Here is a 26017-nt window from a genome sequence, read left to right on the forward strand (position 1 = left end):
CGCGACGGGCGTGCGTCGTGCGCACGTCCTTCGCCTCTCCTTCGCATCGTCAGTCCATCGCCGCATGCGCGACGTCGACGCTCGCCACTTTCTGCGGCGGGCGGATCAGCAGCAACAGCGGGACCATCAGCAGCGTCGCGACGAACATCAGCTTGAAGTCGTTCAGGTACGCGATCATCGTCGCCTGCTGGTTGATCGTGCGGTCGAGCAGCGCGATGTCGACGCGGCTGCCGGCCAGCGCCTGCACGGCGGGGTTGAACGGCGTGATGTGGGTCGCGAGGTCGGCATGCGCGACCTGCGTATTGCGCGTCATCAGCGTCTGCACGATCGAGATGCCGATACTGCTGCCGATGTTGCGCATCAGGCTGTAGGTGGCCGTGCCGTCCGCGCGCAGCTCGGGCGGCAGCGTCGAGAACGACAGCGCGCTCAGCGGCACGAACACGAGCCCGAGGCCGAAGCCCTGGATCACGCCGGGCCACACGATGTCGGCCTCGGACAGCACGATCGTGTACTGCATCATCTGCCACAGCGCGAGCGCGGAAATCGCCAGCCCGGCGAACAGCAACGTTCGCGCGTCCACGTATTTCAACAATCGTCCGACGAACAGCATCGCGATCATCGTGCCGGCGCCGCTCGGCGCGGTGACGAGGCCCGTCGTCGCGACCGGGTAGCCCATCAGGTTCTGCAGCATCGGCGGCAGCAGCGCGCGGGTCGCGTACAGCACCGCGCCGACCACGAAGATGAACAGCGTGCCGGTCGCGAAATTCGGGTCGCGCAGCAGTTCCGACTTGAAGAACGACGCCTTGCCGACGGTCGCCGTATGCACGAGGAAGAACGCGAAGCCGAGCGCCGCGACGAGCGCCTCGAGGCGGATCTCGTATGAGCCGAACCAGTCGAGCTGTTCGCCGCGGTCGAGCATCGCCTGGAATGCGCCGATCGCGAGCGCGAGCGTCGCGAAGCCGAATGCGTCGAATTTCACGTGCGGACGCGGCGGGCGCCCTGGCAGGAAGGTCATCACGCCGGCGAGCGCGAACGCGCCGATCGGCACGTTGATGAAGAACACCCAGCGCCAGTTGTAGCTGTCGGTGAGCCAGCCGCCGAGCGTCGGGCCGAGGATCGGGCCGACCATCACGCCCATCCCCCAGATCGCCATCGCCTGGCCCTGTTTCTCGCGCGGGTTGATGTCGAGCAGGATCGACTGCGACAGCGGCACCAGCGCGGCGCCGAACACGCCTTGCAGCAATCGCGCGCCGACGATCTGCACGAGCGTCTCCGACAGACCGCACAGCGCCGACGCCACCGTGAAGCCCGCGATCGACACGATCAGCAGCCGCTTCACGCTCAGCCGATCGGACAGCCAGCCGGTGAGCGGCGTCGCGATCGCCGCCGCGACGATGTAGGAGGTCAGCACCCACGTGATCTCGTCCTGCGACGCGGACAGCGTGCCCTGCATGTGCGGCAGCGCGACGTTCGCGATCGTGCTGTCGAGGGTCTGGATCAGCGTGGCGAGCATGATCGACAGGGTCAGCATCGGCCGGTTCAGGGCGGGCGAGGCGGGGGCGTCGGCGGCGGGGTTCAAGCGCGTGTCTCCGTGGGGCGGTCGGGCGTGGTCTGCGATCTGGCACGACGCAAATTATAAGCAGGCTTATTATATATCCGCTTATCTCTGGATGGCGGGTCGTGGGCCGGTTCCGGCTTGACCCTATAATCGCCGCATGGACAAGACCTACGAGAACCGGATCGGTTACCTGATCGCCGACGTGGCCCGCCTGAACGGTCGCCTGTTCGACCGGCGCGCGAAGCGCATCGGGCTGACGCGGGCGCAAAGCCGCGTGCTCGCGTACCTGACGTGGAAGGGCGAGATGAACCAGGCCCGGCTCGCCGAATGGCTCGAGATCACGCCGATCTCGCTCACGCGGCTGCTCGACCGGATGGAAGGCTATGGCTGGATCGAACGCATCGCGAACGACGACGACCGCCGTGCGTTCGTGATCCGGCTGACCGACAAGTCGCGCGAGATCTTTCCGCAGATGCTGGAAGTGGGCGATACAGTCGCCGACGACGGGCTGCGCGGCTTCACGCCCGACGAGCGCGATACGCTGGTGCGGCTGCTCGGGCGCGTGCGCCGCAACCTGATCGATTGCGGCGGCGAGTGACGCGGGCGCCCGGTCGGGCGCACGGGGAATGAGACTGCGTGGTCAGGCTCGGCCGCGTGTAGAAGGACGGTGAACGGGTGTTGCAGGGGAGGTTGAGGGTACGCCGGCGCGCTGATCAACCGGCCAGCGCCGCGAGCGTGTACGCTGCAAGGTAGAGCCCTACGCCGTACGACAGATGCGTGACGAGGCTGCGCCGGCGCGCGACGTCCGGCTGCGGCGTGCGCGACGCCGCGATGCCGAAACCGAACGCCGGCTGCATCACGAAGAGCGGTGCGGCCATGCTCGCGGGCCCCACAGCGGAATACGACGCGGTTTCAACGGTTTCATGACGGTCCGGGCTTGTCTTCGTGGAGTCGGGCGATTATCTTGAAACTTCAAGTTCACTTGAGGTCAAGCATGAGCCGACTGGACATTGCGGACGTCGCGCGGCGCACGGGGTTGCCCGCGTCGACGCTGCGCTACTACGAGGAAAAGGGGCTGATCGTTCCGATCGGCCGGCACGGGCTGCGGCGGCAATACGACGAATCGGTGCTGGAGCGCCTGGCGCTGATCGCGCTCGGGCGGGAGGCCGGGTTCTCGCTCGACGACATCCTCGCGATGGTCGGCGCGGAGGGGCGGCCCGCGATCGATCGCGCGAAGCTCGACGGCAAGGCCGACGAGCTCGATCGCACGATCCGCCGTCTCGGCGCGGTGCGCGACGCGTTGCGGCATGCGGCCGTGTGCCCGGCCGCGAACCATCTCGAATGCCCGTCGTTCCAGAAGCTGCTGCGTATTGCCGCGCATCGTCATCCGGCGCGCCGCGCGAAGGCGGAAGCTGCGTAGGCGGCGAATCTGCATGCAGCGGGCGGGGCGGTAGCTGTTCGGAGCGGTGCGGCAGGAGGGCGGCTACGTGGCGACGTGACCGGTTCGACGTGCCGAATCGCGAAAAGGCGATACGGCCCGTATCGCCTTCGACGTCGGCGAGACCGCCGACGCCTGCATCACCCCGCGTAATACACGCGGCATTCCATCTCGCGCCCTCGCACGATCCGCTTGCCGGCGAGCGCGCCGTACGTCCCGGTAAACACGGTGCGCTGGTGCTCGCACTGCACGGCATCGTAGAAATAGAGCGACACCCAGTCGGTCGGGCGCCCGGCTTCCGGCGTGCGCATGGCGGCATGCTGGCTCAGCACCGTGAAATGCCAGCCGCCCTTGGTCATGTGCATCACGGGCGGCGGCACGTAACCGTCCGCGTTCAGGCGCCGGTGCGCGAGCGTCGGCAGCACGCCGGCGGCTGCCTTGTTGCGGTACTGGCGATCGATGTAAAGCAGCAGTTCGACGGGCGGCTCCGTGCCGGGGCCGGCGTGTCGCATGTGGCCTTGCCAGCGCCGGCGGCGGCTCAGCACGTCGTCGAGCGCGGCGCGGATGCCGACCGCGCGCCGCGGGCCGACGCCCGCGATCGTTTCGAGCTGGCCGTTGCGGGCCGCGCGTTCGAGCTCCTCCAGTGTGTCGATATGCAGCGCATCGTGAATGCGCAGCGCGAGCGCGTGGCCGATGCCCGGCACCGCTTCGAAGGCCGACGCGCGTTCCGCGTCGCCGCGTAGGCGGTCGAGCTGGCGCCAGCGCCCCGTCACCAGCAGCTCGGCAATCGCCTGCGCGACGCCCGCGCCGATGTCGGGCAGCGCGCCGAGCGCCTCGACGCCGCCGGTGTCGAACACGCTGCGAATGTCACGGTCGAGCGCGTCGACCGTATCGGCCGCCGAGCGGTACGCGGCGACCCGATACGGGTTCGCGCCCTGGTCGACGAGCCACTGCGCGGCCTCGCGCAGGTAGGCCGCGACAGTCCGGTTTTCCTCGTACGTCTGGCTGACGGTCGACTGCATGGCAAGGGACCCGGAAAGCACAAACGGAATGGACGCGGCGCACGACGCGCCGGTCGGCTGTCAACCATTGTCGCGACGCGCGATGAAGAAAACTTGATGCGCGTCAATGGCAAACGTAACACAGGCGCGCAGCGCACGGTCGTGCCGGAACGCGGCCCGACCGTGCGCTGCGCGCGATGCGGTTACGCGTCGAGAAACGACTGCGCGTTCTCGGCCTCGGCGGCCGTACGCAGTGCGGCGAGCGCGCGTTTCTCGATCTGCCGCACGCGCTCACGCGACATCCCGGCATCCTGCGCGATCGCGTCGTAGGTGTCGGGCTCGGTGCCGCCGAGGCCGAACCGCCGGCGCAGCACGTCGGCCTCGGTCGGCGTGACCGAACGCAGCAGCGCCCGTACGCAGTCGCGCATGCGCGTGTCGGCCAGTTGCTCGAACGGGCTGGCCGATGCCTGATCCTCGATCAGCTCCACGAGGCCGGTGTCCGCGTCGGGCAGCGGCGTGTCGAGCGAAACCGGCTCGGCGGGAAGCGCGAGCACCGCGCGCAGCTTGCCTTCGTCGAGGCCGGTTTCGGCCGCGAGCTCGGCCGGCGTGGCCCGCCGGCCGGTACGTTGGCGAAAGCGGAGCGCATGCCGCTGCACGCGCTGGTACTGGTCGCCGACGTGCACCGGCACGCGGATCGTGCGCGAACGATCCGCGACCGCGCGCGCGATCGCCTGGCGGATCCACCAGGTCGCATAGGTCGAGAACTTGAACCCGCGCCGGTATTCGAATTTCTCGATCGCGCGCATCAGGCCGAGGCAACCGTCCTGCACGAGGTCGGACAGGTCGACGCCGCGATTCAGGTACTTGCGCGCGATCGACAGGACGAGCCGCAGGTTCGCCTCGAGCATCGCACGCGTCGCGTCGCGCACCTTCTGCTGGCCGTCGCTCAGCGCGGCTGCAAGGGCGCGCCGCGCGACCGCGTCGAAGCACGCGGCGTCGGTCGCCGACGAATCATCGCGGGCGGTGGCGAGTGCGCGCACGGCACGACTTGCGTCGTCGACGGCCGGTGCGACCCACGCGAGCGAACCGAGCAGGGTCGCCACGTGGTTGCGCGCGTCGCGGTATTCGGCCGAGCGGCTGCCATGCGCATGCAATGCGTCGCGCAACGCCGACACCGCTGCGTGCAGCGCGTCGTAGCGGGCGGGCGCGGACGTTTCGCGATCCTCTTCATCGGGCGATCCGGCTGCACCCGTCGCGCGATGGCGCTCGAGCAGCGCGTCGACCGCGGGCGGATAGCCGGCAATCGCATGCAATATCTGATGGCGGCCCGTCTCGATCTCGCGGGCGAGCACGATTTCGCCTTCGCGCGTGAGCAGCGGCACCGCGTGCATGCGCCGCATGTACAGCGCGAGCGGATCGGTCGACGCGCTCGTGCCGCGCGCGAGGTCGCCGAGCATGGCCCGGCCTTCGTCGAGCGCGTCGCGATCGACCTCGACCGGCGCCGCGCCGGCGAACGGTGCAGGCACGGCCGGCTCGTCGAGTACCGCGATGCCGATGTCGGCCAGCGCGGCGCGCACGACCTCGAGCGCGTCGGGGCTGTCGCTTTCGGGCGGCAGCGCATCGACGAGGTCGGCGTGCGTCAGATAACCCTGTTCGCCGGCAAGGGCCAGCAGCTGGATGATCGGATCGAGCGGGGTGTCCGCCCGGGGAGTGGGGCGTGGCGTAGTCATGTCGATGGCGGCGCGAGCCGCGTTCCTGTCAGGGCGGGCCGAAGCTCGCCGGTTTGCGGTTGCCGGTGGGTCGCGGACGCCCGTCCGCGCCGGTCAGCCCGACATCGTTCAAGTTGAGGGCATTTGCGCCAACTTCAACGCCGGCGCCGCGGACGGGCCAGCACGCGGCGTGCCCGGCCGGCCGCAGGGTGCAGGAAACAAAAAGTAACCGATCATACGCGCGGAAATCCGCAGGGGACGTAAGCTAGAGTCAGGCGCGCGCCCGGCGGCGACGCGCGGATTCTGCCGGAGTACGAGATGAACCCGATTCCCGCCGCGAGGCCCGCCGTCTTCGCGCTGGCCGCACTGACGCTTGGCGGCTGCTACTACACGAGCCCGTACGGTTATGCACCTTATTACGCGCCGGTGCCCGCCACGGTGACGCAGCGCGAGATCGCGGCCGCACCGACTGCGTCCGGTCCGGCCGCATCGACCGTACCGCAGGCGCAGGTCGACGCCGGCACGGCGGTGCCCGTGTATGTCGCCCCGGCTTATGTGCCGCCGCCGTATCCGTATTACTACCCGGCGTACTACTCCGGCTGGTACGGGCCGCCCGTGACGATCGGCTTCTGGGGCCGCTGGGGCGGCGGATACTGGGGCGGGCGCGGCGGGTACTGGCATCGTCCGTGGGGCGGCGGGCATTGGGGTGGCGGTCACGGGGGCGGCGGTCACTGGGGTGGCGGCCATCGGCACTGACCGGCGCGCGACGGCGCGGGAGAGCATCATGAGGAACACGATTGTCCGAAGTCTGTGCATCGTCCTGGCCGGCCTCGCGGCCGCACCGGGCGTCGCCGATGCGCAGAGCAGCGCTTACACGAATTCGCCGGCCGAGCTGTATGCGGGGCCGGCGCCCGATTACCCGGTGGTCGCGCAGATTCCGCCCGGCACCGCGCTGGGCGTATTCGGCTGCCTGGGCGACTACACGTGGTGCGACGTCGCGCTGCCGGGCGTGCGCGGCTGGATCGATGCGCAGTTGCTCGACTATCCGTATCAAGGCAGCTACGTGCCGTTGCTCGAGTACGGCGCGATCATCGGCGTGCCGGTGACCGGATTCGCGATTGGCGCGTACTGGGATCGCTATTACCGGCACCGCCCGTGGTATCCGGACCGCGACCGCTGGGCGCGCCGTCCGGAGCCGAGGCTCGGCCCGGGCGGCATGCCGCCGGCGCAAGGGCGTCCGCAACCGGGCGCGCCGATGCAGGTCGCGCCGGGCGGCCCGCCGCCCGTGCATGACACGCGGCCGTCGGCGACGCGCGGAGGCTGGAACGGTGCGAACCGGATGCCGGCGCCGGCCGCGCCAACGCCGATGCCGGGTGGGGCGGGTAATGCGCGTCCGGCCAGTCCGGCGCCAACGCCGATGCCGGGCGGAGCGGGCAATGCGCGTCCGGCCGGCCCTCCGCCGGCCGTGCTGCGGCCGCCGCCTGCCCCGGGCGGCGAGGCCCGCACGATGCCGCCGCCGGTGCGGCAGGGCGGCGGCGGCGGTTATGCGCAGCCGCAGGGCGGCGGAAACGGTGGCGGTCACCACGGCGGCGGTGGTGGCGGCCCCGACGAACGCCGGCACTGATCGCGCCGGTGCCGCGGGTGCGCCGCGCCCCGGACGAAAAAAAACCGCTCCGGAGAGCGGCCTTGGGATCAGGCAAGCGGGCGAGGTAACGTGCTACCGGTCGCCCGCAGCCCGCTGCGTCAGTCGTCCAGCAGCGACAGGTCGCGCACCGCACCCTTGTCGGCCGACATGACCAGCTTCGCGTATGCCTTCAGCGCCGCGGACACCTTGCGCGGACGCGGCTGCGCGGGCTTCCAGCCCTTCGCGTTCTGCTCCTCGCGGCGGCGCGCCAGTTCCTCGTCCGACACGAGCACGTCGATCGTGCGGTTCGGAATGTCGATGCGGATCCGGTCGCCGTCGCGCACCAGGCCGATTGCGCCGCCCGCTGCCGCTTCGGGCGAGCAGTGGCCGATCGACAGACCCGACGTACCGCCCGAGAAACGGCCGTCCGTCAGCAGTGCGCACGCCTTGCCGAGCCCCTTCGACTTGATGTAGCTGGTCGGGTAGAGCATTTCCTGCATGCCGGGGCCGCCCTTCGGGCCTTCGTAGCGCACGATCACCACGTCGCCGGCCTTGACCTTGTCGTTCAGGATGTTCTCGACCGCTTCGTCCTGCGATTCGGTGACGTGCGCCGAGCCTTCGAACACGAGGATGCTTTCGTCGACGCCGGCTGTCTTCACCACGCAGCCGTCGAGCGCGATGTTGCCCGTCAGCACGGCGAGGCCGCCTTCCTTCGAGAATGCATGCTCGTACGAGCGGATGCAGCCTTCGGCGCGATCGAGGTCGAGGCTCGGCCAGCGCGTGTTCTGGCTGAACGCGACCTGCGTCGGGATCCCGGCCGGGCCGGCCAGGTAGAACGTGCGGACCGCTTCGTCCTGCGTGCGGACGATGTCCCACTGGTCGAGCGCATCCTTCAGCGTCGGCGCGTGCACGGTCGGCACGTCGGTGTGCAGCTTGCCGGCGCGGTCCAGTTCGCCGAGGATCGCCATGATGCCGCCCGCGCGGTGCACGTCCTCGATGTGGTACTTGTTCGTGTTCGGCGCGACCTTGCACAGCTGCGGCACGATGCGCGACAGGCGGTCGATGTCCTTCATCGTGAAGTCGATGCCGGCTTCACGCGCAATCGCCAGCAGGTGCAGGATCGTGTTGGTCGAGCCGCCCATCGCGATGTCGAGCGTCATCGCGTTCTCGAACGCCTTGAAGCCGACCGCGCGCGGCAGCACGCGTTCATCGTCCTGCTCGTAGTGCTGGCGCGTCAATTCGACGATGCGGCGGCCGGCGCGCTTGAACAGTTGTTCGCGGTCGGCGTGCGTGGCGACCACCGTGCCGTTGCCGGGCAGCGACAGGCCGAGCGCTTCGGTCAGACAGTTCATCGAGTTCGCGGTGAACATGCCCGAGCACGAACCGCAGGTCGGGCACGCCGAGCGCTCGACTTCGGCGACGTCGGCGTCCGAATACGACTGGTCGGCCGCGATCACCATCGCGTCGACCAGGTCGAGCTTCTTCAGTTCGATGGACTTGGTGACAGGGTTCGCGAGGCGCGTCTTGCCGGCTTCCATCGGGCCGCCCGACACGAAGATCACCGGAATGTTCAGGCGCATCGCGGCCATCAGCATCCCCGGCGTGATCTTGTCGCAGTTCGAGATGCACACCATCGCGTCCGCGCAGTGCGCGTTCACCATGTATTCGACCGAATCGGCGATGATGTCGCGGCTCGGCAGCGAATAGAGCATGCCGTCGTGGCCCATCGCGATGCCGTCGTCGACCGCGATCGTGTTGAATTCCTTCGCGACGCCGCCCGCGGCTTCGATCTCGCGCGCGACGAGCTGGCCGAGATCCTTCAGGTGAACGTGCCCGGGCACGAATTGCGTGAACGAGTTGACGACCGCGATGATCGGTTTCGAGAAATCGTCGTCTTTCATGCCGGTGGCGCGCCACAGCGAGCGCGCACCTGCCATGTTGCGGCCGGCGGTGGAGGTTTTGGAACGGTAAGTGGGCATGGTGATGGCTGAAGAAATATCGCGGGAAAAGGGTGGAGGCTCGGGGAATAAAGGCCTCTCTCGCGCCCGTGCGAACAACCTCTTGAGCTGCGCCCTGGGCAAACTTCGCGATTATCCCACAGCCGCCGGGCGGGCGGCGCCGGCCGGCGCGGGCGGTGCGGCGGACAGCGGCCGGGTGCGCCGCGTGCGCGAGCCCCACCAGACCGAGCAAGCACGAAGCCCGACGCAGGCCATCGCCGGCGCAACCGGGCGGCGGCTCCATCGCCCGTTCCGCCGACGATGAAGCCGCGCCGCTCGATCGCGCGTCAGTCGAGCAGCGTCAGGATCTCGTCGTACAGCGCCTTCGGAATCCGCACCCCATTCGCGATGCTGCGCGCGCGGGCGTCGAAGCGCCGTTGCGACGGCAGCCGCGCGCCCTGCGCGACGATCGATTCGAACATCCGCTCGCCGCGCGCGAGTCCCGCGTCGAGATCGTCGCCGAGAAACATCTTCGGATCGAACGCGATCACGAGTTCGCCGTGGCACGGTGTCGCGCCGACGCCTTCGTCGAAGTCCATCGATTCCCGGCTCGTCATGTCGCCGATCAGCGCGCCGCCGAGCAGCTCGACCATCGCCGCGAGCGCCGAACCCTTGTGGCCGCCGAACGTGCGCATCGCGCCTTGCAGCGCGGCCTTCGGGTCGGTGGTCGGCTGGCCGTCGGCGTCGATCGCCCAGTGCGGCGGAATCGCCTTGCCCTGTTTCGCGTGCAGTTCGATGTCGCCGCGCGCGATCGCGCTCGTCGCGAAATCGAACACGAACGGCTCGCCGCCCGGGCGCGGCCATGCGAACGCGATCGGGTTGGTGCCGAACACGGGCTCGCGGCCGCCTTCCGGCGCGACCCAGCTATGGCTCGGGTTCATCGCGATGCCGACCAGCCCTTCGGCCGCGATCGCCTCGACCTCGGGCCACAGCGCGGAGAAGTGATAGCAGCGGTTGATCGCCATCGCGGCGATGCCGTGCTGCTTCGCCATCTCGACCAGCACGGGTAGCCCGGTTTCGAAGCTCAGCAGCGAGAAGCCGCGATGCGCGTCGACCGCGACGATCGACGACGACAGCTTGCGCAACGTCGGCAAGGCCTGCGGATCGACCTTGCCTTTCTTCAGCGAGCGCACGCACACGAGCAGCCGGTACACGCCGTGTGAATGGCATTCGTCGCGCTGGCCCTGCGTGATCACGTTGGCGATGGCGCGCGCATGCGCGTCGGACATCCCGTTGTGCGTCAGCACGCGCAGCGCGAGCGCGTGGACTTCGTCGAGCGACAGCACGACTTCGGCGGTGCGCTCAGACATGGTTCACCTCGCATGGGGCGGGCACGCCGTCGATGCGTCGCGGCACGTGCAGCGGATTGCTGCTGCGGAGCGCGTCCGGCAGCAGCGCGTCCGGCACGTCCTGGTACGACACGGGGCGCAGGAAGCGCTCGATCGCGCGCGCGCCGACCGACGTCGTACGCGTGTCGGACGTCGCCGGAAACGGGCCGCCGTGCACCATCGCGTGGCCGACCTCGACACCCGTGCCGAAGCCGTTGACGAGAATGCGGCCTGCCTTGCGTTCGAGCGTCGGGCGCAGCGCGGCGAACAGCGCGGCGTCGCCGTCGGCGAGATGCGCGGCGACCGTCAACTGGCCTTCGAGCGATTTCAGCACGCGATGCAGCGTGTCGGCGTCCGGGCAGCGCACGACCAGCGACGCGGGGCCGAACACTTCGTCGCGCAGTTCGGGGTGGGCGATGAACGCGTCGGCGGAGGCCGCGAACAGCGCCGCGCGGGCCTGATGGCGGCCGCCTTCGACGCCTTCGGCCAGCAGTTCGACGGCTGAGTGAGCGCGCAGCGCCGCGACGCCTTGCGCATAGCTCGCGTGGATGGCCGGTGTCAGCATCGTCTGCGCGGCCACGGCGCGCACGGCATCGGCCGACGCGGCTTCGAAGGCGCGCAGCGCGGGGCCGTCGACGGCGAGCACGAGGCCCGGATTCGTGCAGAACTGGCCGGCGCCGAGCGTAAGTGACGCGACGAACTGCGATGCGATGGCGTCGTGACGCGCACCGAGCGCGGCGGGACACAGCAGCACGGGATTGATCGAGCTCATTTCCGCATAGACGGGGATCGGCTCGGCTCGCGCGGCCGCGATATGCATCAGCGCCACGCCGCCGCGACGCGAGCCGGTGAAGCCGACGGCCTTGATGCGCGGATCGGCGACGAGCGCCTGGCCGATCTCCCGCGATGCGTCGAACAGCAGCGAGAACACGCCGGCCGGCATCCCGCATTCGCGCACGGCCTGCTGGATCGCGCGGCCGACGAGTTCCGACGTGCCCGGATGCGCGGAATGCGCCTTGACGATTACCGGGCAGCCGGCCGCCAGTGCCGACGCCGTGTCGCCGCCGGCCACCGAGAACGCGAGCGGGAAGTTCGACGCGCCGAACACGGCGACGGGGCCGAGCGCGACGTTGCGCAGGCGCAGGTCGACGCGTGGCAGCGGCTTGCGCTCCGGGCGTGCCGGGTCGATCCGCGCGTCGAGAAAACCGCCGTCCCGCACCAGCGATGCGAACAGCGCGAGCTGCCCGACCGTGCGGCCGCGTTCGCCTTCGATGCGCGCACGCGGCAGCCCCGTTTCGACGACGCAGCGCTCGATCAGCTCGTCGCCGAGCGCCATGACGTGGCGGCCGATCGCATCGAGGAACGCGGCGCGTGCTTCGAGCGACGTTTCGCGATACGTATCGAACGCGTCGTCGGCGAGTGCGCACGCCGTTTCCAGGTCGTGCAGGCTCGCACCGCCGAACGCCGGTTCGAGCGGTTCGCCTGTTGCGGCGGCGAGCGCATGGAGGGTGCCGTTCTGTCCGGCGACGGCCGACTGGCCGATCAGGAGCTGGCCTGTGAGTTGCATGGTTTTCCTCGGAAAAAAGCAGGGCCGGGCGTGATGTGCCCGGCCGATGGAAGGGGAAAGGGGGAGGGCGCGTCAGTCCTCGTCGTCGTCGAGTTGCAGCTTGTCGGCGCGCACGCCGGTGTGCGCGCCCCAGTAGTAGATGACGAGCGCGACGGCCGCGACGACGACCGTGTCGTACGGATGCGCGAGCCGGCCCGTGCCGCCGAAGCCGCCGAGATACGACAGCACGATCATCGCCGCATAGAATGCGATCAGCCACGCGGACGAGCGCACCTGCTCGGCGAGACTCAGGTGCGTGGTTGGCACCCAGCGGCGGCACGCGAGATAGATGGCGAACATCGCGATCTGCAGCCCGAGCAGCCAGGACACCGTGCTCCAGCCCGACCAGTAGACGATCAGCGCGGCGATCACGAACGACGCGGGGCCGGTGAGGCCGAACGCGCTGGCGCGGAACGGCCGCGGCAGGTCGGGCGCCGTGCGGCGCAGCGCGGCGACCGACACGGGCGCGACCGCATAGCTCAACACCAGCGCGGCCGACACGATGTTGATCAGCGCTTCCCAGGACGGGAACGGCAGCGTCCAGAAGATCGCGAGGCCGAATGTGAGCCACAGGCCCGCACGCGGGATGCCCGACGCTTCGTCGACGCGGGTGAACACCTTGAAGAACGTGCCCGTCTTCGCCCAGCCGTAGACCACGCGCGGCGTCGCGTTCATGTAGATGTTGCCGCAGCCGCTCGGCGAGATCATCGCGTCGGCGACGACCATCACCGCGAGCCAGCCGACGCCGAGCGCGAGCGCGATGTCGCGATACGGCAGCGAGAACGCCTTGCTCACGTCGTGCCAGCCGGCGGCGAGCATGTCGGTGGGAATGCTGCCGATGAACGCGAGCTGCAGCAGCACGTAGATCAGCGTGGACAGCAGGATCGACAGGATCAGCGCGATCGGGATCGTGCGCTGCGGATTGCGCACCTCGCTCGCGACCGACACGATCGGCGTGAGCCCGAGATACGCGAAGATGATGCCGCCGGCCGACACGGCCATCTCGATGCCCGGCATGCCGAACGGCGCGAAGCCGTGCACGGTCAGGTTAGCGGGCTTGAAGAACGTGAACAGCACGCCGATCACCGCGAGCGGCACGATGAACTTGAAGACGCTGATGATGTTGTTCGCTTTCGCGAACGTCTTCACGCTCGAATAGTTCAGGTAAAAGAAGAAGCCGAGCAGCGCGGCCTGCACGAGCCAGCCGAGGGTGGTCGGGTCGCTCGATCCTTCGACCGTCAGGCCCGGAAACCACGCGGCCGCATACTGGCGCGCGGCGACGACTTCGATCGCGATCAGGCTCGAGAACGCGATCAGCGTGATGAAGCCCATCAGGTAGCCGAGCAGCGGGCCGTGCGAGAACACCGGGTAGCGCACCACGCCGCCCGCGCGCGGCAGCGCGGCGCCGAGTTCGCAGTAGACGATGCCGAGCAGCAGCACCGCGAAGCCGCCGAGCAGCCACGAGAAGATTCCGGCCGGGCCCGCGATCGTCGATACGTGACTCGCGGCGAACAGCCACCCCGAACCGAAAATGGCGCCGAGACCGATGAACGTGAGATCGGTCAGCGACAGCTGTTTCTTGAACTTGCCGTGACCCGCGCCGGGGCGCGCGGAACGGGAAAGCGGGACAGACGGGTGTGCATTGCCTTGGCCTGGCATGGGCGTGTCTCCTGGGGGAATGTCGGTACAGGCGCGCGTGGCGCGCGCTCCGACGGAGCAGCGCGCACGCCTGCCGGCCGGCGTCGCCCGGTTCGAACGACCGGGGCGGGCCGCGGCCCGTTCACGCGCGGCGCGGGGTGGCGCCGGGGCGAGCGGGCCCGCGGACCATGCCGGACCGCGGACGGCGACGCACAGGGCAAACCCGCGCGCCGCCGCAGGGCGTCGATCAGAGACCGACGTCGGGCAGGGCCGGGCGCGTGTCGAGCGCCTTCGCGACGATGGCCTTCACTTCAGCGAGCGTGTCGCCTTGCAGCGCGAGGCGCGGCGGACGCGTGACCGCGCTGCCGCGGCCGACCAGTTCTTCGCACAGCTTGATGCACTGCACGAGATCCGGGCGTGCGTCGAGGTGCAGCAGCGGCATGAACCAGCGATACAGCGCGAGCGCTTCGTCGAAGCGCTTTTGCTTCGCGAGGCGGAACAGCGTCTCGCCTTCCTTCGGAAACGCGTTCGACATGCCCGACACCCAGCCTTCGGCGCCGACCGCGATGCTCTCGACCACGACATCGTCGAGGCCCGCGAACAGCACGAAGCGATCGCCGACCGCGTTGCGCAGATCGATGAAGCGGCGCGTATCGCCCGACGAATCCTTGAAGCAGACGATGTTCTCGCAATCCTGCAGCGCGATCAGCACGTCGGGCGTCACGTCGTTCTTGTAGATCGGCGGATTGTTGTAGACCATCACCGGCAGGTCGGTGCTCGTTGCGACCGCGCGGAAGTGCGCGGCGGTTTCGTGCGGCTTCGCCGAGTAGACGAGCGCGGGCATCACCATCACGCCGTCGACGCCGACGCGCTGCGCTTCGCGCACCGTATTGCGCGCGAATTCGGTCGTGAATTCGGCGATGCCGGCGATCACCGGAATCTTGCCGCCGGCCGCATCGCGTGCGGCCTCGATCACCTGAAGCTTCTCGCTCGTCGACAGCGACGTGTTTTCGCCGACCGTGCCGCAGACCACGAGGCCCGACACGCCGTCGTTCACCAGGTTCTTGACCACACGGTGCGTGGCGTCGATGTCGAGGGAAAAGTCCGGCTTGAACTGGGTGCTGACGGCCGGGAAAACCCCGGTCCACTGAATGGCTTTGCGGCTCACTGAAATCTCCTACGTTCGTATCGGTCGGCCGACGGGTGTGTCGGTGTGGCAACCAGTATCGCCGCGCAAACGCCCATCACGCTTGAGTCGTATCGCGGAGCAAAATGACGAAATCGGCACAGCGGCCGGCAGGGGCGGGAAGGGTGCGTCGCACTATGCCGATTTCGTCGTCGTCCTCATCGAAAAGCCACAAGCGGACGGACGCGCGACGGAGGAAGCTATGCTCCTTTCCCCACTTCGGACGGCTCATGATGAAGCGCATCCAGATCATCGATTCGCACACGGGCGGCGAACCCACTCGGCTCGTCGTGTCCGGCTTTCCATCGCTCGGCAACGGCACGATGGCTGAGCGCCGCGACGTGCTCGCGCGCGAGCACGACCGTTATCGCACCGCGTGCATCCTCGAGCCCCGCGGCAGCGACGTGCTGGTCGGTGCGGTGCTGTGCGACCCGGTGTCGGCCGACGCGGCGGCCGGCGTGATCTTCTTCAACAATAGCGGCTATCTCGGGATGTGCGGGCACGGCACGATCGGCGTCGTGCGCACGCTGCATCACATGGGACGCATCGCGCCCGGCGTGCACCGGATCGAGACGCCGGTCGGCACCGTCGAGGCGACACTGCACGACGACCTGTCGGTCAGCGTGCGCAACGTGCCCGCGTATCGCCACGCACACGGCATCGCGCTCGACGTGCCGGGATACGGCCCCGTGAAGGGCGACGTCGCGTGGGGCGGGAACTGGTTCTTCCTGATCAGCGACCACGGGCAGCGCGTCGCCGGCGACAACGTCGCGGCGCTCACCGCGTACGCGTCGGCCGTGCGCGAAGGGCTCGAACGCGCGGGCGTCACCGGCGCGAACGGCGGCGAGATCGATCACATCGAGCTGTTCGCCGACGATCCCGCGCATGACAGCCGCAGCTTCGTGCTGTGCCCGGGCCTCGCGTACGATCGGTCGCCGTGCGGCACCGGTACGAGCGCGAAGCTCGCGTGCCTCGCGGCCGACGGCAAGCTCGCGCCGGGCGCCGTGTGGCGGCAGGCGAGCGTGATCGGCAGCGTGTTCCACGCGAGCTACGAGCTGGCCGACGGCGGCATCGTGCCGACGATTCGCGGCAGCGCGCACCTGAGCGCGGAAGCGACGCTGCTGATCGACGAAGACGATCCGTTCGGCTGGGGCATCGGGTCGTGAGCGAAACGAAGACCGACGTCGTCGTGATCGGCGCCGGCATCGTCGGCGCGGCGTGCGCGCACGAACTCGCGCAGCGCGGGCTGCGCGTGCTCGTCGTCGACGACGCGAGCGGCGGCGCGACCGGCGCGGGCATGGGGCACCTCGTCGCGATGGACGACAATGCGGCCGAACTCGCGCTGAGCCATTACTCGATCGAACTGTGGCGCGCGTTGAGCGGCGAGATGCCCGACGGCTGCGCATACCGCAACTGCGGCACGCTGTGGCTCGCGGCCGATGCGCACGAGATGGATCTCGCACGCGCGAAGCAGGCGACGCTCGCCGCCAACGGCGTGGCCGGCGAGCTGATCGACGCGGCTGCGCTCGCGCAACTGGAGCCGATGCTGCGCGCGGGCCTCGGCGGCGCGCTGAAGATTCCGGGCGATGCGATCCTCTATGCGCCCGTCACCGCGAACTGGCTGCTGCAGCGCGCGCCGCGCATCACGTTGCGCCGCGAGCGGGCCGTCGCGATCGACGGCCCCAGCGTGACGCTCGCGAGCGGTGACGTGCTGCGCGCGGAGCGTGTGATCGTCGCGAACGGCGTCGCGGCGCGCACGCTGCTGCCCGAACTGCCGCTGCGCCCGAAAAAGGGCCATCTGCTGATTACCGACCGCTATCCGGGCCACGTGTCGCACCAGCTCGTCGAACTCGGCTATGCGGCGAGCGCGCACGCAAGCGACGGCACGTCGGTCGCGTTCAACGTGCAGCCGCGGCCGACCGGCCAGCTGCTGATCGGCTCGTCGCGCCAGTTTGACACCGAAGACGCGCAGGTCGAGCCGCCGGTGCTCGCGCGCATGCTGCGCCGCGCGGTCGGCTATCTGCCGGATCTGGCCGACCTGAACGGCATCCGCGCATGGACCGGCTTCCGCTCAGCGAGCCCCGACGGCCTGCCGCTGCTCGGCGAGCACCCGGCGCGGCCGGGCGTGTGGCTCGCGGTCGGGCACGAAGGGCTCGGCGTGACGACCGCGCCGGGCAGCGCGCGGCTCGTCGCCGCGCTGATGGCCGGCGAGCGGCCGTCCATCGATATCGAACCGTATCTGCCGGGACGCTTCCTGAGCGCGTCCCTCGTCACCGGAGCGCTGACATGAAACGACCCCCACGCTCACTTTGTTCGCTGTCGACCGGAGTTGGCGCTTCAGCGCTGACTCCGGTCCCATGCAAGGCGCCCCTCGCGGGGGCGGTCGACCTCCTTGGGACGGCCCGGCGGAGGCTGGCATGATCATTCATCTGGACGGCCGCGCGCTGACGGTGGCCGACGGTGCGACCGTCGCGGCCGCCGTCGCGGCGAGCGGCGACGACACGACGCGCGTGTCGTGCACGGGCGCGGCGCGAGCACCGTTTTGCGGGATGGGCATCTGCCAGGAATGCCGGATGACGATCGACGGCCGGCGCCGGCTCGCGTGCCAGACGTTGTGCCGCGACGGCATGCAGGTGGGGCGCACGCGATGAAACAGCAACGATTGAGCGTCGACGTCGCGATCGTCGGCGCGGGCCCGGCCGGGCTGTCGGCCGCGCGGGCCGCCGCGCGAAGCGGCGCGACCGTTGCGATCGTCGACGACAACCCGCGGGCGGGCGGGCAGATCTGGCGGCAGCCGGCAGCAGCCGCACCGACGCCGGCCGCCGCCGAACGCCTCGCGGTGCTGCGGCAGCCGAACGTCACGCATCTTGCGGGGACGCGCATCGTCGCCGAAACGCAGCCGGGCACGCTCCTGCTCGAAGACGACGAACGCGGGCTCCTCCTCGATTTCCGGACGCTGATTCTCTGCTGCGGCGCCCGCGAGCTGCTGCTGCCGTTTCCGGGCTGGACCCTGCCGGGCGTGACCGGCGCGGGCGGCTTGCAGGCGCTGATCAAATACGGGCTCGACGTACGCGGGCAGCGCACGGTGATCGCGGGCAGCGGGCCGCTGCTGCTGGCGAGCGCGGCGACGGCCCGGCAGGCTGGCGCGCGCGTGTCGCACGTGCTCGAACAGGCCGCATGGGGCGACGTGGCCGGCTTCGGCGCGGGGCTGTGGCGCTGGCCGTCGAAGCTCGCGCAGGCCGCGAAGCTCGTCACGGTCGCGTATCGGCCCGATGCGTACGTCGTCGAGGCATTCGGCGACCAGCGGCTCGAACGCGTGCGAATTCGCCAGGGCGATCGCGAATTCGACGTCGACTGCGACCGGCTCGCGTGCGGCTTCGGCCTCGTGCCGAATACCGTGCTGCCGAGCCATCTCGGATGCCGGATCGAGCACGGCGCGGTGGCGGTCGACGCGCACCAGCGCACGAGCCGCGACGGATGTTTCGCGGCGGGCGAGTGCACGGGCGTCGGTGGCAGCGAGCTGGCGATGGTCGAAGGCGAGATCGCCGGCTATGCGGCGACCGGCCAGACCGCACATCTGGCCGCTCTGATCGCACGGCGCGCGCACTGGCAGGCTTTCGCGGATGCCGTGCGCGAGCGCTTCGCGATCCGGGAGCCGATCCGCCGGCTCGCGCGACCCGACACGCTGCTGTGTCGTTGCGAAGACGTGCGGTTCGATGCGGTCGCGCGGGAACCGGGCTGGACGGCCGCCAAACTGCAGTCGCGCTGCGGGATGGGTGCGTGCCAGGGCCGCGTGTGCGGCGCGGCCGCGCAGGCGCTGTTCGGCTGGACGCCGCCGGTGCCGCGCACGCCGCTCGTACCCGCGCGGGTCGGCACGCTGATGCTCGAGGGCACGGAATCCTGCGACCGTGCGTGACGCGTGAAGCGTCGCGGTGAAGCGGCCCGGTTCAGGCCGGGCCGTGTCTTTTACTTCAGCTTCACTTTGGATCGATGGCGGGTGACGCGATGCTGTCGACCGCGTTCGCCGTCGTTGCCGCGCCATGTGTGATCGCGGCGGTCGCCGTGCTGGCGCTCGGCGTGGTTCGCGCCTGCGCGGTACGCGCGGTGGCTGCCGACGGGACGGCTGGCAAGCAGGCCTGACAGACGGAACGGCGGCCGGATTGCCGATCCTGCAATCAGCGGGACACAACAATATATAAATTTATATAATATTGATTCTTTAATCGTATTCCCGCTCCGATGAACGACGATCTTCCCGCCGGGTTGCCCGGGCCCGATCAGATGCGCGCCGCCGCCGAATCGGCGTGCGCGCTCCTCAAGGTGATGTCGAATCCCGACCGGCTGCTGCTGCTGTGCGAACTGTCGCAGGGTGAGCGCTGCGTGAGCGATCTCGAGGCGCGACTGGACATCCATCAACCGACGCTGTCGCAGCAGCTTGGTGTATTGCGGGACAACGCGCTGGTTCGTACGCGCCGCGAAGGCAAGACGATCCGCTATTCGCTCGACAGTCCGGCCGTGGTCGCGATGATGGGCGTGCTGTACGAGCAGTTTTGCGGGGCGACCGCGAAGGAGGCGCGCGATGCAGGTTGATGCACTTCATTTCACGCCGTGGCCGTCGCTGGCCGGCGGCGTGCTGATCGGGCTCGCGGCGGCGTGGCTCGTCGTGTTCAACGGCCGGATTGCCGGTATCAGCGGGATCGTCGGCGGCCTGATGACGGCGGGCGGCGCAGAGCGCGGCTGGCGCGCCGCGTTCGTCGCCGGGCTGATCGCCGCGCCCGTCGCGATGCGTTTCGTCGGGAGCGGGCTGACGCCGCAGGTCGCCGCCAGTTGGCCTGAATTGCTGGCGGCCGGGCTGCTGGTCGGGATCGGCACGCGGTACGCGGGCGGCTGCACGAGCGGTCACGGTGTGTGCGGGATATCGCGCGGGGCGCTGCGTTCGGTGGTCGCGACGGCGACCTTCATGGTTGCCGGCTTCGCGACCGTCTTCGTGCGGCTGCACGTGCCGGGAGGCTGACATGCAGGCAGGATTCGCGTTTCTGGCGGGGCTGCTGTTCGGCGTCGGCCTCATCGTGTCGGGCATGGCCAATCCGCAGAAGGTGCTCGGTTTCCTCGATCTCGCAGGCCGCTGGGATCCGTCGCTCGCGTTCGTGATGGCGGGTGCGATCGGTGTCGCGGTGTTCGCGTTCGCGTGGGCGAAGCGCCGGACACGATCGTGGCTCGGCCTGCCGATGCAGTTGCCGGCCGCCCGGACGATTACCGTTCGCCTCGTCGCCGGAAGCGCAGCGTTCGGCATCGGCTGGGGGATTGCCGGGTTCTGTCCGGGCCCCGCGATCGTGTCGATCGGCTTCGGGTCAGCCAAGGGAATCGGGTTCGTCGTCGCGATGCTGGCCGGGATGGCGCTGTTCGAGTGGATCGAGCGTCGGCGGAACGGGCGGTGAGGCGGCGGCAAGCTCGCTGGACGCGGCCGCTCGGAACATCACACGTTCATCGATCACCGCGATGATGCGGTGACCTCCCTGTGTTTCCCGCGGCGGGCAAGTCGCGATGTCAGACATGCTCGCTCATGTGGCGGCCGCCGTGCACTCGCCCGGACAGCCGGCGCAGGATGCCGCGCCACACCGAGAGCATGCCGCGTCGACCTGACGGTTCCACGATCGTCGTGCTGACCACGCGGCTGCCGCGAGCCGACAGCGCGACGTGACCGGCGGTTTCGAGCGTCAGGCATTCGCCTTCGTCGAGTTCGCGGCGAATGTATTGCGGTACATCGGGCAGCCAGTCGAGCCCGGCGTGGCGCAGCGTGACCGCCAGCGCGCCGTCCAGCACGATCAACTGGCTGCCCTTGTCGAACCACGCAAAGTGGCTTTGCCCGGCGTCGAGCCGGAGGTGTTGCGTCCGCATGGCGATTCCCTTTTCCCGGTTGCTCCGGTTGCGCGGCCTCGTAACGACGAGGCGACAGCGTGCAATCAGGTTAGGGAAACGGACGTGCGCACGACAGATTCAGGGGACGGGAATCTGTTGCGGTGCAGGCGACGATTTCGGGCTGCTGTATCGGTGGGTTTTTCCCGGATCTGTATCTGGCGTGCGGTGGCGGCCGCGGGCACGATGGTTCGCATGACGATTTTCGCCGACGCATCCCGCACGCCTTTGCCGATGGACGGCGAGCCGCTTTACGAACGGCTCGCCGAACATTACCGCCGCATCATCGCGGCCGGCACGCTGTCACCCGGCGACCGGATGCCGTCCGTTCGCGCGTGCATGGCGCAGCACGGCGTCAGCCTGTCGACCGCGATCCAGGCGTTTCGGCGGCTCGAGGATGCGGGCTGGTGCGACGCGAAGCCGCGTTCGGGTTACTTCGTGCGCCGCCGCACGGCGGCCGTGCTCGACACGCTGCCGGAAAGCGACGTGCCGCCGCTGAGCGTCGAGCCGCCGTTCGCGGGGCTGCACGAACGCGTATCGCGCGCGATCGACCGTGCGAACGCGGCGACCGATGCGTTGAATCTCGGCGGCGCATCCGCGCACGCCGCGCTGTATCCGACCGAGCGCCTGCAGGCGCTGGCGATCCGGCTGCTGCGGCGCAAGCCCACATTGCTGACCGACGCCGGGCCCGTCGGCGGTTCGCCCGAATTCCGGCAGACGATGGCCAAACGCGCGTTGTCCTACGGCGTGACGCTGACGCCGGACGACGTGATGTCGACGAGCGGCGGCGTCGATGCGGTGAATCTCGCGTTGCGTGCGGTCGCGCGGCCCGGCGACACGATCGCGATCGAATCGCCGGCCTTCTTCGGCCTGATCCAGTTGCTCGAAAGCCTCGGCCTGAAGGCGCTCGAAATCCCGGCAAGCCCGACGACCGGCCTGTCGATCGAGGCGCTCGAAGTGGCGCTGGTTGCCTATCCGGACATCCGGGCCGTGGTCGTCGTGCCGAACCTGCAAAACCCGCTCGGCTGCGTGATGCCCGACGAGCGCAAGGCCGAGCTCGTCGCGCTGTGTTCGCACCACGGTGTGGCCGTGATCGAGGACGAGCCTTATCGCGAGCTCGTCGAGGCGCCGCAGGCCGTCAGGCCGGTCAAGGCATGGGATCGCGACGGCACGGTGATCTACTGCCCGTCGTTCAACAAGGTACTGGCTCCCGGGATGCGACTCGGCTGGATGAGTGCGGGCCGCTGGCATGCGCGCGTGAGGATGCTGAAATTCGCGCACAGCCGGCACAACGCCGCACTGTTGCAGGCCGTTGCGGCTGAATTCGTGGGCTCGGGCGCGTTCGATCGGCACCTGCACCGGTTCCGCGAACAGTTGCGTGTGCAGCGCGACGTGACGATCGACGCGATTGCGCGTCATTTCCCGGCCGGCACGCGGATGAACCAGCCGCTGGGCGGGATGCTGCTGTGGATCGCGTTGCCGAAAGGCGTGCGCTCCGATGCGCTGTTCGACGCCGCGCTGGCGCACGGAGTCAAGATCGCACCCGGTTCGATCTTCTCGAATTCGGACCGTTTCGACGGCTATATCCGGCTCGTCTGCACGCGCGTATTCGATGCGGCGCACGAGGCGGCGTTCGACACACTCGGCCGCCTCGTACGGGAAGCCATGGCGGCCGCGTAAGCGCGACGGGTGCTCCGGCCGGACGCGGTACCGAAGCGGCAAGCCGCCGCCATTTCATCGGCCGACCGAATGCGTGGCGAGGTGCTGGCGAATCAGCGACAGGTAACGATCGCCGACCGAGAAATCGCGTGCCGCGCGCGGCTGGGCGGCGGCCGGGCGCAGCGTGGCCGGCACGCTCATGCCCAGATACCGGCACACGGCGGACGGAAAGGGCTTGCGCGTATGCCCGAGCTGACGCGCCGCGCGCTCGACGCGGGCATCGCCGACCTGGGCGCGAAGCCACGCCAGTACTTGGCGATCGGTGTCGTTGACGATACGGACCAGATGTTCCATCGCGCACCTCACTGTTCATAAATACAGTACTGTAAATATAACCAGTGTTTGCGCGAACCGCAAGCAGGGGCGCGTCGGCTGGCCGTTCGGCCAGGGTCAGCGCACCGGCGCGGCAGTGCGCGCGACGCGGGCCGCCGGGGCCGCAGGGGCGGCCGGCGCGGCCCGGCCGGTATAGCGGGCATCGGTCAGCGTGCCGAGGAACGCGACGATGTCGTCGATTTCCGCGTCGGTCAGCGCCGGCGGCGTGCCGGGCCGGCGGTTCATCGGCGTCGAATTGACGTTGATGTTGCCGCGATAGGCGGCCGGCACGTCGTCGAAGGTCTTGGCGCCGTGATACCAGAAGCCGGGATCGGTCGAGCGCGTGTTGTAGAACGCGACCGCGTCGCGCAGCGTCGTGAACACGCCGTTGTGCATGAACGTCTGCTTGACCGCGACGTTGCGCAGCCCCGGCGTGCGCAGGTAGCCGCACCATTGCGTCGGCTCGGGCCAGCGCAGCCGGCGCGCGGTGTCGCACAGCCCGTTGTCGAAATGGCGCGGATCGCGGTTCGCCGGCAGCGCGCGGTTGCGCGGCACCGCGATCGCGTCGTAGCCGAAATCGGTGAACAGCGAGCGCTCCGGGCGGCTCGACGTGTCCGACAGCGTATGGCAGGTCATGCAATTGCCCTTGTCCGGATTCCGGAACAGCGCGAGGCCGCGCATCTCGGCCGGCGCGAGCGGCTTGCGCGTGCGCAGGAACGCGTCGAAGCGCGACGTGAACGGCGCCATCTCGTCGCTCTGCAGATAGGCTTCGACGGCCGTGCCCAGCGCGCGCACCAGTTGCTCGGGATCGCGCCGCACCGGCGCACCGAAGCGCGCGGCGAGATCGGGCGCGAGCTCGGTCGCATCGACCTTGCGCAGCAACGCGGCCGGCGACCGGTTGTTCATCTCGTTCGGATCGAACAGCGGCCCGCGAATCTGCTCGGCGAGCGTATCCGCGCGGCCGTCGCTGAACAGGCCGCCGAACGGCGACGGCGCGGGCGCATCGTCGTCCTGGTAGAAGTGGCGGCGCGGCACGTAGCGCACATACAGCAGCGACGGCGCGTTGCGCTGGCTGAAGCGTCCGGGCCGGCTGCCCTCCGGCACGCCGGGCCCCGCGAGCGATGCGGCCGACAGCGTCGGTGCGAACGCGCGGCCCGGATCGTGGCAGCCCGCGCACGACATGCCGCGCGGCTCGGACAGCCGCGGGTCGAAGAAGATCCGGCGGCCGAGCGCGACGAGCGTCGGGTCCGGCGCGAAGCGCGCGGCGGCCGCGTCGATCTTGCCCGTTACCTGCGGCGTGCCGTTGCCGATCGTGTCGACGACCCGCGACGGCGGCGCACCGGGAAGCAGGACCGTTTCGGCCGGCGCGGCGTGAGCCGCGAATGCCAGGCCGGCGAGTACGACCGCGACTACGCGCTGCAGCGTCCTCCGGCCACGCTCGCCGCGGCCGTCACATCGAACTTCTTCCGTCACGGCGCGATGAACCCGGTCTTGTCGCAGGCGAGTGTCCTGCCCGACTGATTGCACGACGCCAGCAGCTTGCCGGCCGCCGAATACGCATGGAACATCCAGCCCGTCGCCGGCGCGGCGTTGCGGTCCATGATCAGGAAACCAAAGCTGTTGTTGTGCGACAGCCGTTCGATCACCGCGCCCGGCGCGGGCGTCAGGCCGGCCGGGAACGGGTCGGGCAGCGCGACGTCGAGGTTGTCGCCGCCGTTGCCGGACACGATCGTCGCCGGGTGCCCGGACGAGAAGTTGATCGCCTGGAAATCGTGCACGTGGCCGTGCAGCGCGACGTGCACGCCCGGCGGGTAGTACGCCTGCGCGTTGAGGCTCGACATCACCGACTGCAGCGCGAGGTTGCCCGGCGCGGGCGTGCTGCCGGCGATCGGCGCGAACGCAAGGATCGGATGATGGTTCGTGAAGATCGTCGTCGTCATGCCGGCCTTCGACGCGAGCGCCGCGACCGTCTGGAACTGCTTCTGGTAGATGCCGAACTGCGCGTCGGTCGTCTTCAGCGGCGTGCGGCCGACCTTCGCCGTGTCGAACACGATCACCTGCGAGCCGGCGCCGAGCGACACCGCATAGGGTTCCGAATAGTTCGCGGTGTTGTCGTTGGCCGGATCGTCGCACGAGCGTGCGGCCGAATACGGGCGCGGGTCGAGAAAGCGGAACCAGCCCTGGCCCGCACGCGCGCATTCCTCGTGATTGCCGCGCACGACGACCCACGGCGCCTTCGCGAGCAACGCCGCGGCCGGGCGGAACAGGTCGGCCTGCCACGTATCCCAGCCGTAGCCCCACGGGCTGTCCTTGCAGCCGGCGATATCGGGCGGGCACGCGTTCTCGCGATAGTGGTAGTCGCCGACGTGCAGCACGAGATCGGGCGACAGCTTCGCGACGCTGGCCGCGATCGTGCCGAGCGGCCAGATCGCGGCATCGTTGCACGCCTGCCATGCATTGTCGGCCTTCTTCATCCGGCAGCCCGTGTCGGCGATGATCGCGATGCGCTGCGGCTGCGCTTTCGGCAGCGGCAGCGTGCGGCCCGCGACGCTCGCCGCCTGCGCGCCGGCCGGCAGCGTGGTTTCGCAGACGGACACCGGGAAGCTCGACGGTTTCGAATCGGCCGGGTCGCTGGCGGTCGGCCGTTGGGCGACGGTCGCGGCGGCTGCGCGCAGTGCCATGCGCGATACCTTGCCGTCAACGTTCAGTTGCGGGCACAGCGGATCGCCGGCCGACGCGGGCGCATAGTTCGTGATCACGCGCGCGATCGCCTGGTTCGCATCGCCGATCTCGACCCATGCGGCCTGGACGTTGGCCGACGCGCTGGCCGGATCGTCCGGCGTATCGATGTGATTCGAGCACGCGGACAGCGCGGCGAGGGCAGCAAGGGGGGCGCAGCGCACGAGCAGGCCGCGCGTGAGGAATCGTCGCATGGGAGGGGCAGGCACCGTAGGAAAGTCGTCAACGATACGCAGCGCGAATGTA

The 26017-nt window shown here is 69.5% G+C and carries 25 protein-coding genes and 1 pseudogene; 13 read left to right on the forward strand and 13 right to left on the reverse strand.

Going from position 1 to position 26017, the window contains the following annotated elements:
- Positions 1-49: 49 nt before the first annotated feature.
- Complete coding sequence (locus tag CFB49_RS21075; protein WP_089492217.1) at positions 50-1579, reverse strand: DHA2 family efflux MFS transporter permease subunit; 1530 nt, start codon at positions 1577-1579, stop codon at positions 50-52.
- Between the two features lie 136 nt (positions 1580-1715).
- On the opposite strand from CFB49_RS21075, the gene CFB49_RS21080 reads away from it, so the two are divergent.
- Positions 1716-2156, forward strand: a complete 441-nt coding sequence (locus CFB49_RS21080) for a MarR family winged helix-turn-helix transcriptional regulator (RefSeq protein ID WP_069621794.1) — start codon at positions 1716-1718, stop codon at positions 2154-2156.
- Between the two features lie 115 nt (positions 2157-2271).
- Here CFB49_RS21080 and CFB49_RS21085 read toward each other — a convergent pair.
- Positions 2272-2448 (reverse strand): annotated as a pseudogene (locus CFB49_RS21085) (DUF2938 family protein); the annotation flags it as partial.
- Between the two features lie 104 nt (positions 2449-2552).
- Here CFB49_RS21085 and CFB49_RS21090 point away from each other — a divergent pair.
- Positions 2553-2978 carry a helix-turn-helix domain-containing protein gene (locus tag CFB49_RS21090; protein WP_089436320.1) on the forward strand — a complete coding sequence of 142 codons (426 nt, stop codon included), beginning with the start codon at positions 2553-2555 and terminating at the stop codon, positions 2976-2978.
- Positions 2979-3136: 158 nt separating this feature from the next.
- Here CFB49_RS21090 and CFB49_RS21095 read toward each other — a convergent pair whose 3' ends face one another.
- Entirely contained in the window at positions 3137-4018 is an 882-nt protein-coding gene (locus CFB49_RS21095; protein ID WP_089492218.1) for a helix-hairpin-helix domain-containing protein, read from the reverse strand.
- 182 nt (positions 4019-4200) lie between these two features.
- Positions 4201-5727, reverse strand: coding sequence for a sigma-70 family RNA polymerase sigma factor (locus tag CFB49_RS21100; RefSeq protein WP_089492219.1), 1527 nt, complete (start codon positions 5725-5727; stop codon positions 4201-4203).
- Between the two features lie 297 nt (positions 5728-6024).
- On the opposite strand from CFB49_RS21100, the gene CFB49_RS21105 reads away from it, so the two are divergent.
- Together CFB49_RS21105 and CFB49_RS21110 are read left to right on the forward strand one after the other, a co-directional pair.
- The gene (locus CFB49_RS21105; RefSeq protein WP_089492220.1) at positions 6025-6462 is read left to right on the forward strand and encodes a hypothetical protein; all 438 of its coding nucleotides are present in this window, start codon (positions 6025-6027) and stop codon (positions 6460-6462) included.
- Between the two features lie 28 nt (positions 6463-6490).
- Positions 6491-7330: an SH3 domain-containing protein gene (locus CFB49_RS21110; RefSeq protein ID WP_089492801.1), complete on the forward strand. Its 840-nt coding sequence runs from the start codon at positions 6491-6493 to the stop codon at positions 7328-7330.
- 119 nt (positions 7331-7449) lie between these two features.
- Here the strand turns inward: CFB49_RS21110 and ilvD are convergent, their stop codons facing one another.
- The 5 genes from ilvD to CFB49_RS21135 form a co-directional block, all read right to left on the reverse strand.
- Positions 7450-9309 carry a dihydroxy-acid dehydratase gene (gene ilvD / locus CFB49_RS21115; RefSeq protein ID WP_089436325.1) on the reverse strand — a complete coding sequence of 620 codons (1860 nt, stop codon included), beginning with the start codon at positions 9307-9309 and terminating at the stop codon, positions 7450-7452.
- A 305-nt stretch (positions 9310-9614) separates the two neighbouring features.
- Complete coding sequence (locus tag CFB49_RS21120; RefSeq protein ID WP_089492221.1) at positions 9615-10637, reverse strand: Ldh family oxidoreductase; 1023 nt, start codon at positions 10635-10637, stop codon at positions 9615-9617.
- Positions 10630-12222, reverse strand: a complete 1593-nt coding sequence (locus CFB49_RS21125; protein ID WP_089492222.1) for an aldehyde dehydrogenase (NADP(+)) — start codon at positions 12220-12222, stop codon at positions 10630-10632. Before CFB49_RS21125 ends, CFB49_RS21120 begins: the two co-directional genes overlap by 8 nt.
- Before the next feature lie 72 nt (positions 12223-12294).
- Complete coding sequence (locus CFB49_RS21130; protein WP_089436328.1) at positions 12295-13920, reverse strand: APC family permease; 1626 nt, start codon at positions 13918-13920, stop codon at positions 12295-12297.
- Positions 13921-14146: 226 nt separating this feature from the next.
- The gene (locus CFB49_RS21135; protein ID WP_034205027.1) at positions 14147-15067 is read right to left on the reverse strand and encodes a dihydrodipicolinate synthase family protein; all 921 of its coding nucleotides are present in this window, start codon (positions 15065-15067) and stop codon (positions 14147-14149) included.
- 251 nt (positions 15068-15318) lie between these two features.
- Here CFB49_RS21135 and CFB49_RS21140 point away from each other — a divergent pair, with 251 nt between their 5' ends.
- The 8 genes from CFB49_RS21140 to CFB49_RS21170 all read left to right on the forward strand — a co-directional run bounded on the left by CFB49_RS21140 (position 15319) and on the right by CFB49_RS21170 (position 20523).
- Entirely contained in the window at positions 15319-16251 is a 933-nt protein-coding gene (locus CFB49_RS21140) for a 4-hydroxyproline epimerase (RefSeq protein ID WP_069616580.1), read from the forward strand.
- Complete coding sequence (locus CFB49_RS21145) at positions 16248-17375, forward strand: NAD(P)/FAD-dependent oxidoreductase (RefSeq protein ID WP_089492223.1); 1128 nt, start codon at positions 16248-16250, stop codon at positions 17373-17375. The genes CFB49_RS21140 and CFB49_RS21145 overlap by 4 nt, the downstream gene beginning before the upstream one ends.
- Positions 17376-17502: 127 nt before the next feature.
- Positions 17503-17736: a 2Fe-2S iron-sulfur cluster-binding protein gene (locus tag CFB49_RS21150; RefSeq protein WP_089436331.1), complete on the forward strand. Its 234-nt coding sequence runs from the start codon at positions 17503-17505 to the stop codon at positions 17734-17736.
- Positions 17733-19001, forward strand: a complete 1269-nt coding sequence (locus tag CFB49_RS21155) for an NAD(P)/FAD-dependent oxidoreductase (protein WP_089492224.1) — start codon at positions 17733-17735, stop codon at positions 18999-19001. Before CFB49_RS21150 ends, CFB49_RS21155 begins: the two co-directional genes overlap by 4 nt.
- 89 nt (positions 19002-19090) lie before the next feature.
- Positions 19091-19225, forward strand: coding sequence for a hypothetical protein (locus CFB49_RS35865; protein ID WP_256979912.1), 135 nt, complete (start codon positions 19091-19093; stop codon positions 19223-19225).
- A 99-nt stretch (positions 19226-19324) separates the two neighbouring features.
- Positions 19325-19675, forward strand: a complete 351-nt coding sequence (locus tag CFB49_RS21160) for an ArsR/SmtB family transcription factor (protein ID WP_069616347.1) — start codon at positions 19325-19327, stop codon at positions 19673-19675.
- The gene (locus CFB49_RS21165) at positions 19665-20099 is read left to right on the forward strand and encodes a YeeE/YedE family protein (protein ID WP_069616348.1); all 435 of its coding nucleotides are present in this window, start codon (positions 19665-19667) and stop codon (positions 20097-20099) included. The genes CFB49_RS21160 and CFB49_RS21165 overlap by 11 nt, the downstream gene beginning before the upstream one ends.
- A gap of 1 nt (position 20100) precedes the next feature.
- Positions 20101-20523: a DUF6691 family protein gene (locus tag CFB49_RS21170; RefSeq protein ID WP_069616349.1), complete on the forward strand. Its 423-nt coding sequence runs from the start codon at positions 20101-20103 to the stop codon at positions 20521-20523.
- A 109-nt stretch (positions 20524-20632) separates the two neighbouring features.
- On the opposite strand, the gene CFB49_RS21175 is transcribed toward CFB49_RS21170, so the two are convergent.
- Positions 20633-20983: a hypothetical protein gene (locus CFB49_RS21175; RefSeq protein WP_089492225.1), complete on the reverse strand. Its 351-nt coding sequence runs from the start codon at positions 20981-20983 to the stop codon at positions 20633-20635.
- A 204-nt stretch (positions 20984-21187) separates the two neighbouring features.
- Here CFB49_RS21175 and CFB49_RS21180 point away from each other — a divergent pair, with 204 nt between their 5' ends.
- The gene (locus CFB49_RS21180) at positions 21188-22681 is read left to right on the forward strand and encodes an aminotransferase-like domain-containing protein (protein ID WP_089492802.1); all 1494 of its coding nucleotides are present in this window, start codon (positions 21188-21190) and stop codon (positions 22679-22681) included.
- A gap of 54 nt (positions 22682-22735) precedes the next feature.
- Here the strand turns inward: CFB49_RS21180 and CFB49_RS21185 are convergent, their stop codons facing one another.
- The 3 genes from CFB49_RS21185 to CFB49_RS21195 form a co-directional block, all read right to left on the reverse strand.
- Entirely contained in the window at positions 22736-23014 is a 279-nt protein-coding gene (locus CFB49_RS21185) for a hypothetical protein (protein ID WP_069616351.1), read from the reverse strand.
- A 96-nt stretch (positions 23015-23110) separates the two neighbouring features.
- Positions 23111-24505 (reverse strand): cytochrome-c peroxidase, encoded by a 1395-nt coding sequence (locus CFB49_RS21190; RefSeq protein ID WP_179234927.1) that lies wholly within the window; start codon positions 24503-24505, stop codon positions 23111-23113.
- Positions 24502-25965 carry a metallophosphoesterase gene (locus tag CFB49_RS21195; protein ID WP_089492226.1) on the reverse strand — a complete coding sequence of 488 codons (1464 nt, stop codon included), beginning with the start codon at positions 25963-25965 and terminating at the stop codon, positions 24502-24504. The genes CFB49_RS21190 and CFB49_RS21195 overlap by 4 nt, the downstream gene beginning before the upstream one ends.
- Positions 25966-26017: the final 52 nt, after the last annotated feature.

This window comes from Burkholderia sp. AU17457 (assembly GCF_002223255.1).
Lineage (GTDB): Bacteria > Pseudomonadota > Gammaproteobacteria > Burkholderiales > Burkholderiaceae > Burkholderia > Burkholderia sola.

What these genes read in the sequence shown, in the direction of transcription:
- CFB49_RS21080 (WP_069621794.1), top strand. Translation starts at nt 1,716, where the DNA reads ATGGACAAGACCTACGAGAACCGGATCGGTTACCTGATCGCCGACGTG.
- CFB49_RS21090 (WP_089436320.1), top strand. Translation starts at nt 2,553, where the DNA reads ATGAGCCGACTGGACATTGCGGACGTCGCGCGGCGCACGGGGTTGCCC.
- CFB49_RS21095 (WP_089492218.1), bottom strand. Translation starts at nt 4,018, where the DNA reads ATGCAGTCGACCGTCAGCCAGACGTACGAGGAAAACCGGACTGTCGCG.
- CFB49_RS21100 (WP_089492219.1), bottom strand. Translation starts at nt 5,727, where the DNA reads ATGACTACGCCACGCCCCACTCCCCGGGCGGACACCCCGCTCGATCCG.
- CFB49_RS21105 (WP_089492220.1), top strand. Translation starts at nt 6,025, where the DNA reads ATGAACCCGATTCCCGCCGCGAGGCCCGCCGTCTTCGCGCTGGCCGCA.
- CFB49_RS21110 (WP_089492801.1), top strand. Translation starts at nt 6,491, where the DNA reads ATGAGGAACACGATTGTCCGAAGTCTGTGCATCGTCCTGGCCGGCCTC.
- ilvD (WP_089436325.1), bottom strand. Translation starts at nt 9,309, where the DNA reads ATGCCCACTTACCGTTCCAAAACCTCCACCGCCGGCCGCAACATGGCA.
- CFB49_RS21120 (WP_089492221.1), bottom strand. Translation starts at nt 10,637, where the DNA reads ATGTCTGAGCGCACCGCCGAAGTCGTGCTGTCGCTCGACGAAGTCCAC.
- CFB49_RS21125 (WP_089492222.1), bottom strand. Translation starts at nt 12,222, where the DNA reads ATGCAACTCACAGGCCAGCTCCTGATCGGCCAGTCGGCCGTCGCCGGA.
- CFB49_RS21130 (WP_089436328.1), bottom strand. Translation starts at nt 13,920, where the DNA reads ATGCCAGGCCAAGGCAATGCACACCCGTCTGTCCCGCTTTCCCGTTCC.
- CFB49_RS21140 (WP_069616580.1), top strand. Translation starts at nt 15,319, where the DNA reads ATGAAGCGCATCCAGATCATCGATTCGCACACGGGCGGCGAACCCACT.
- CFB49_RS21150 (WP_089436331.1), top strand. Translation starts at nt 17,503, where the DNA reads ATGATCATTCATCTGGACGGCCGCGCGCTGACGGTGGCCGACGGTGCG.
- CFB49_RS21155 (WP_089492224.1), top strand. Translation starts at nt 17,733, where the DNA reads ATGAAACAGCAACGATTGAGCGTCGACGTCGCGATCGTCGGCGCGGGC.
- CFB49_RS35865 (WP_256979912.1), top strand. Translation starts at nt 19,091, where the DNA reads ATGCTGTCGACCGCGTTCGCCGTCGTTGCCGCGCCATGTGTGATCGCG.
- CFB49_RS21160 (WP_069616347.1), top strand. Translation starts at nt 19,325, where the DNA reads ATGAACGACGATCTTCCCGCCGGGTTGCCCGGGCCCGATCAGATGCGC.
- CFB49_RS21165 (WP_069616348.1), top strand. Translation starts at nt 19,665, where the DNA reads ATGCAGGTTGATGCACTTCATTTCACGCCGTGGCCGTCGCTGGCCGGC.
- CFB49_RS21170 (WP_069616349.1), top strand. Translation starts at nt 20,101, where the DNA reads ATGCAGGCAGGATTCGCGTTTCTGGCGGGGCTGCTGTTCGGCGTCGGC.
- CFB49_RS21175 (WP_089492225.1), bottom strand. Translation starts at nt 20,983, where the DNA reads ATGCGGACGCAACACCTCCGGCTCGACGCCGGGCAAAGCCACTTTGCG.
- CFB49_RS21180 (WP_089492802.1), top strand. Translation starts at nt 21,188, where the DNA reads ATGGTTCGCATGACGATTTTCGCCGACGCATCCCGCACGCCTTTGCCG.
- CFB49_RS21185 (WP_069616351.1), bottom strand. Translation starts at nt 23,014, where the DNA reads ATGGAACATCTGGTCCGTATCGTCAACGACACCGATCGCCAAGTACTG.
- CFB49_RS21195 (WP_089492226.1), bottom strand. Translation starts at nt 25,965, where the DNA reads ATGCGACGATTCCTCACGCGCGGCCTGCTCGTGCGCTGCGCCCCCCTT.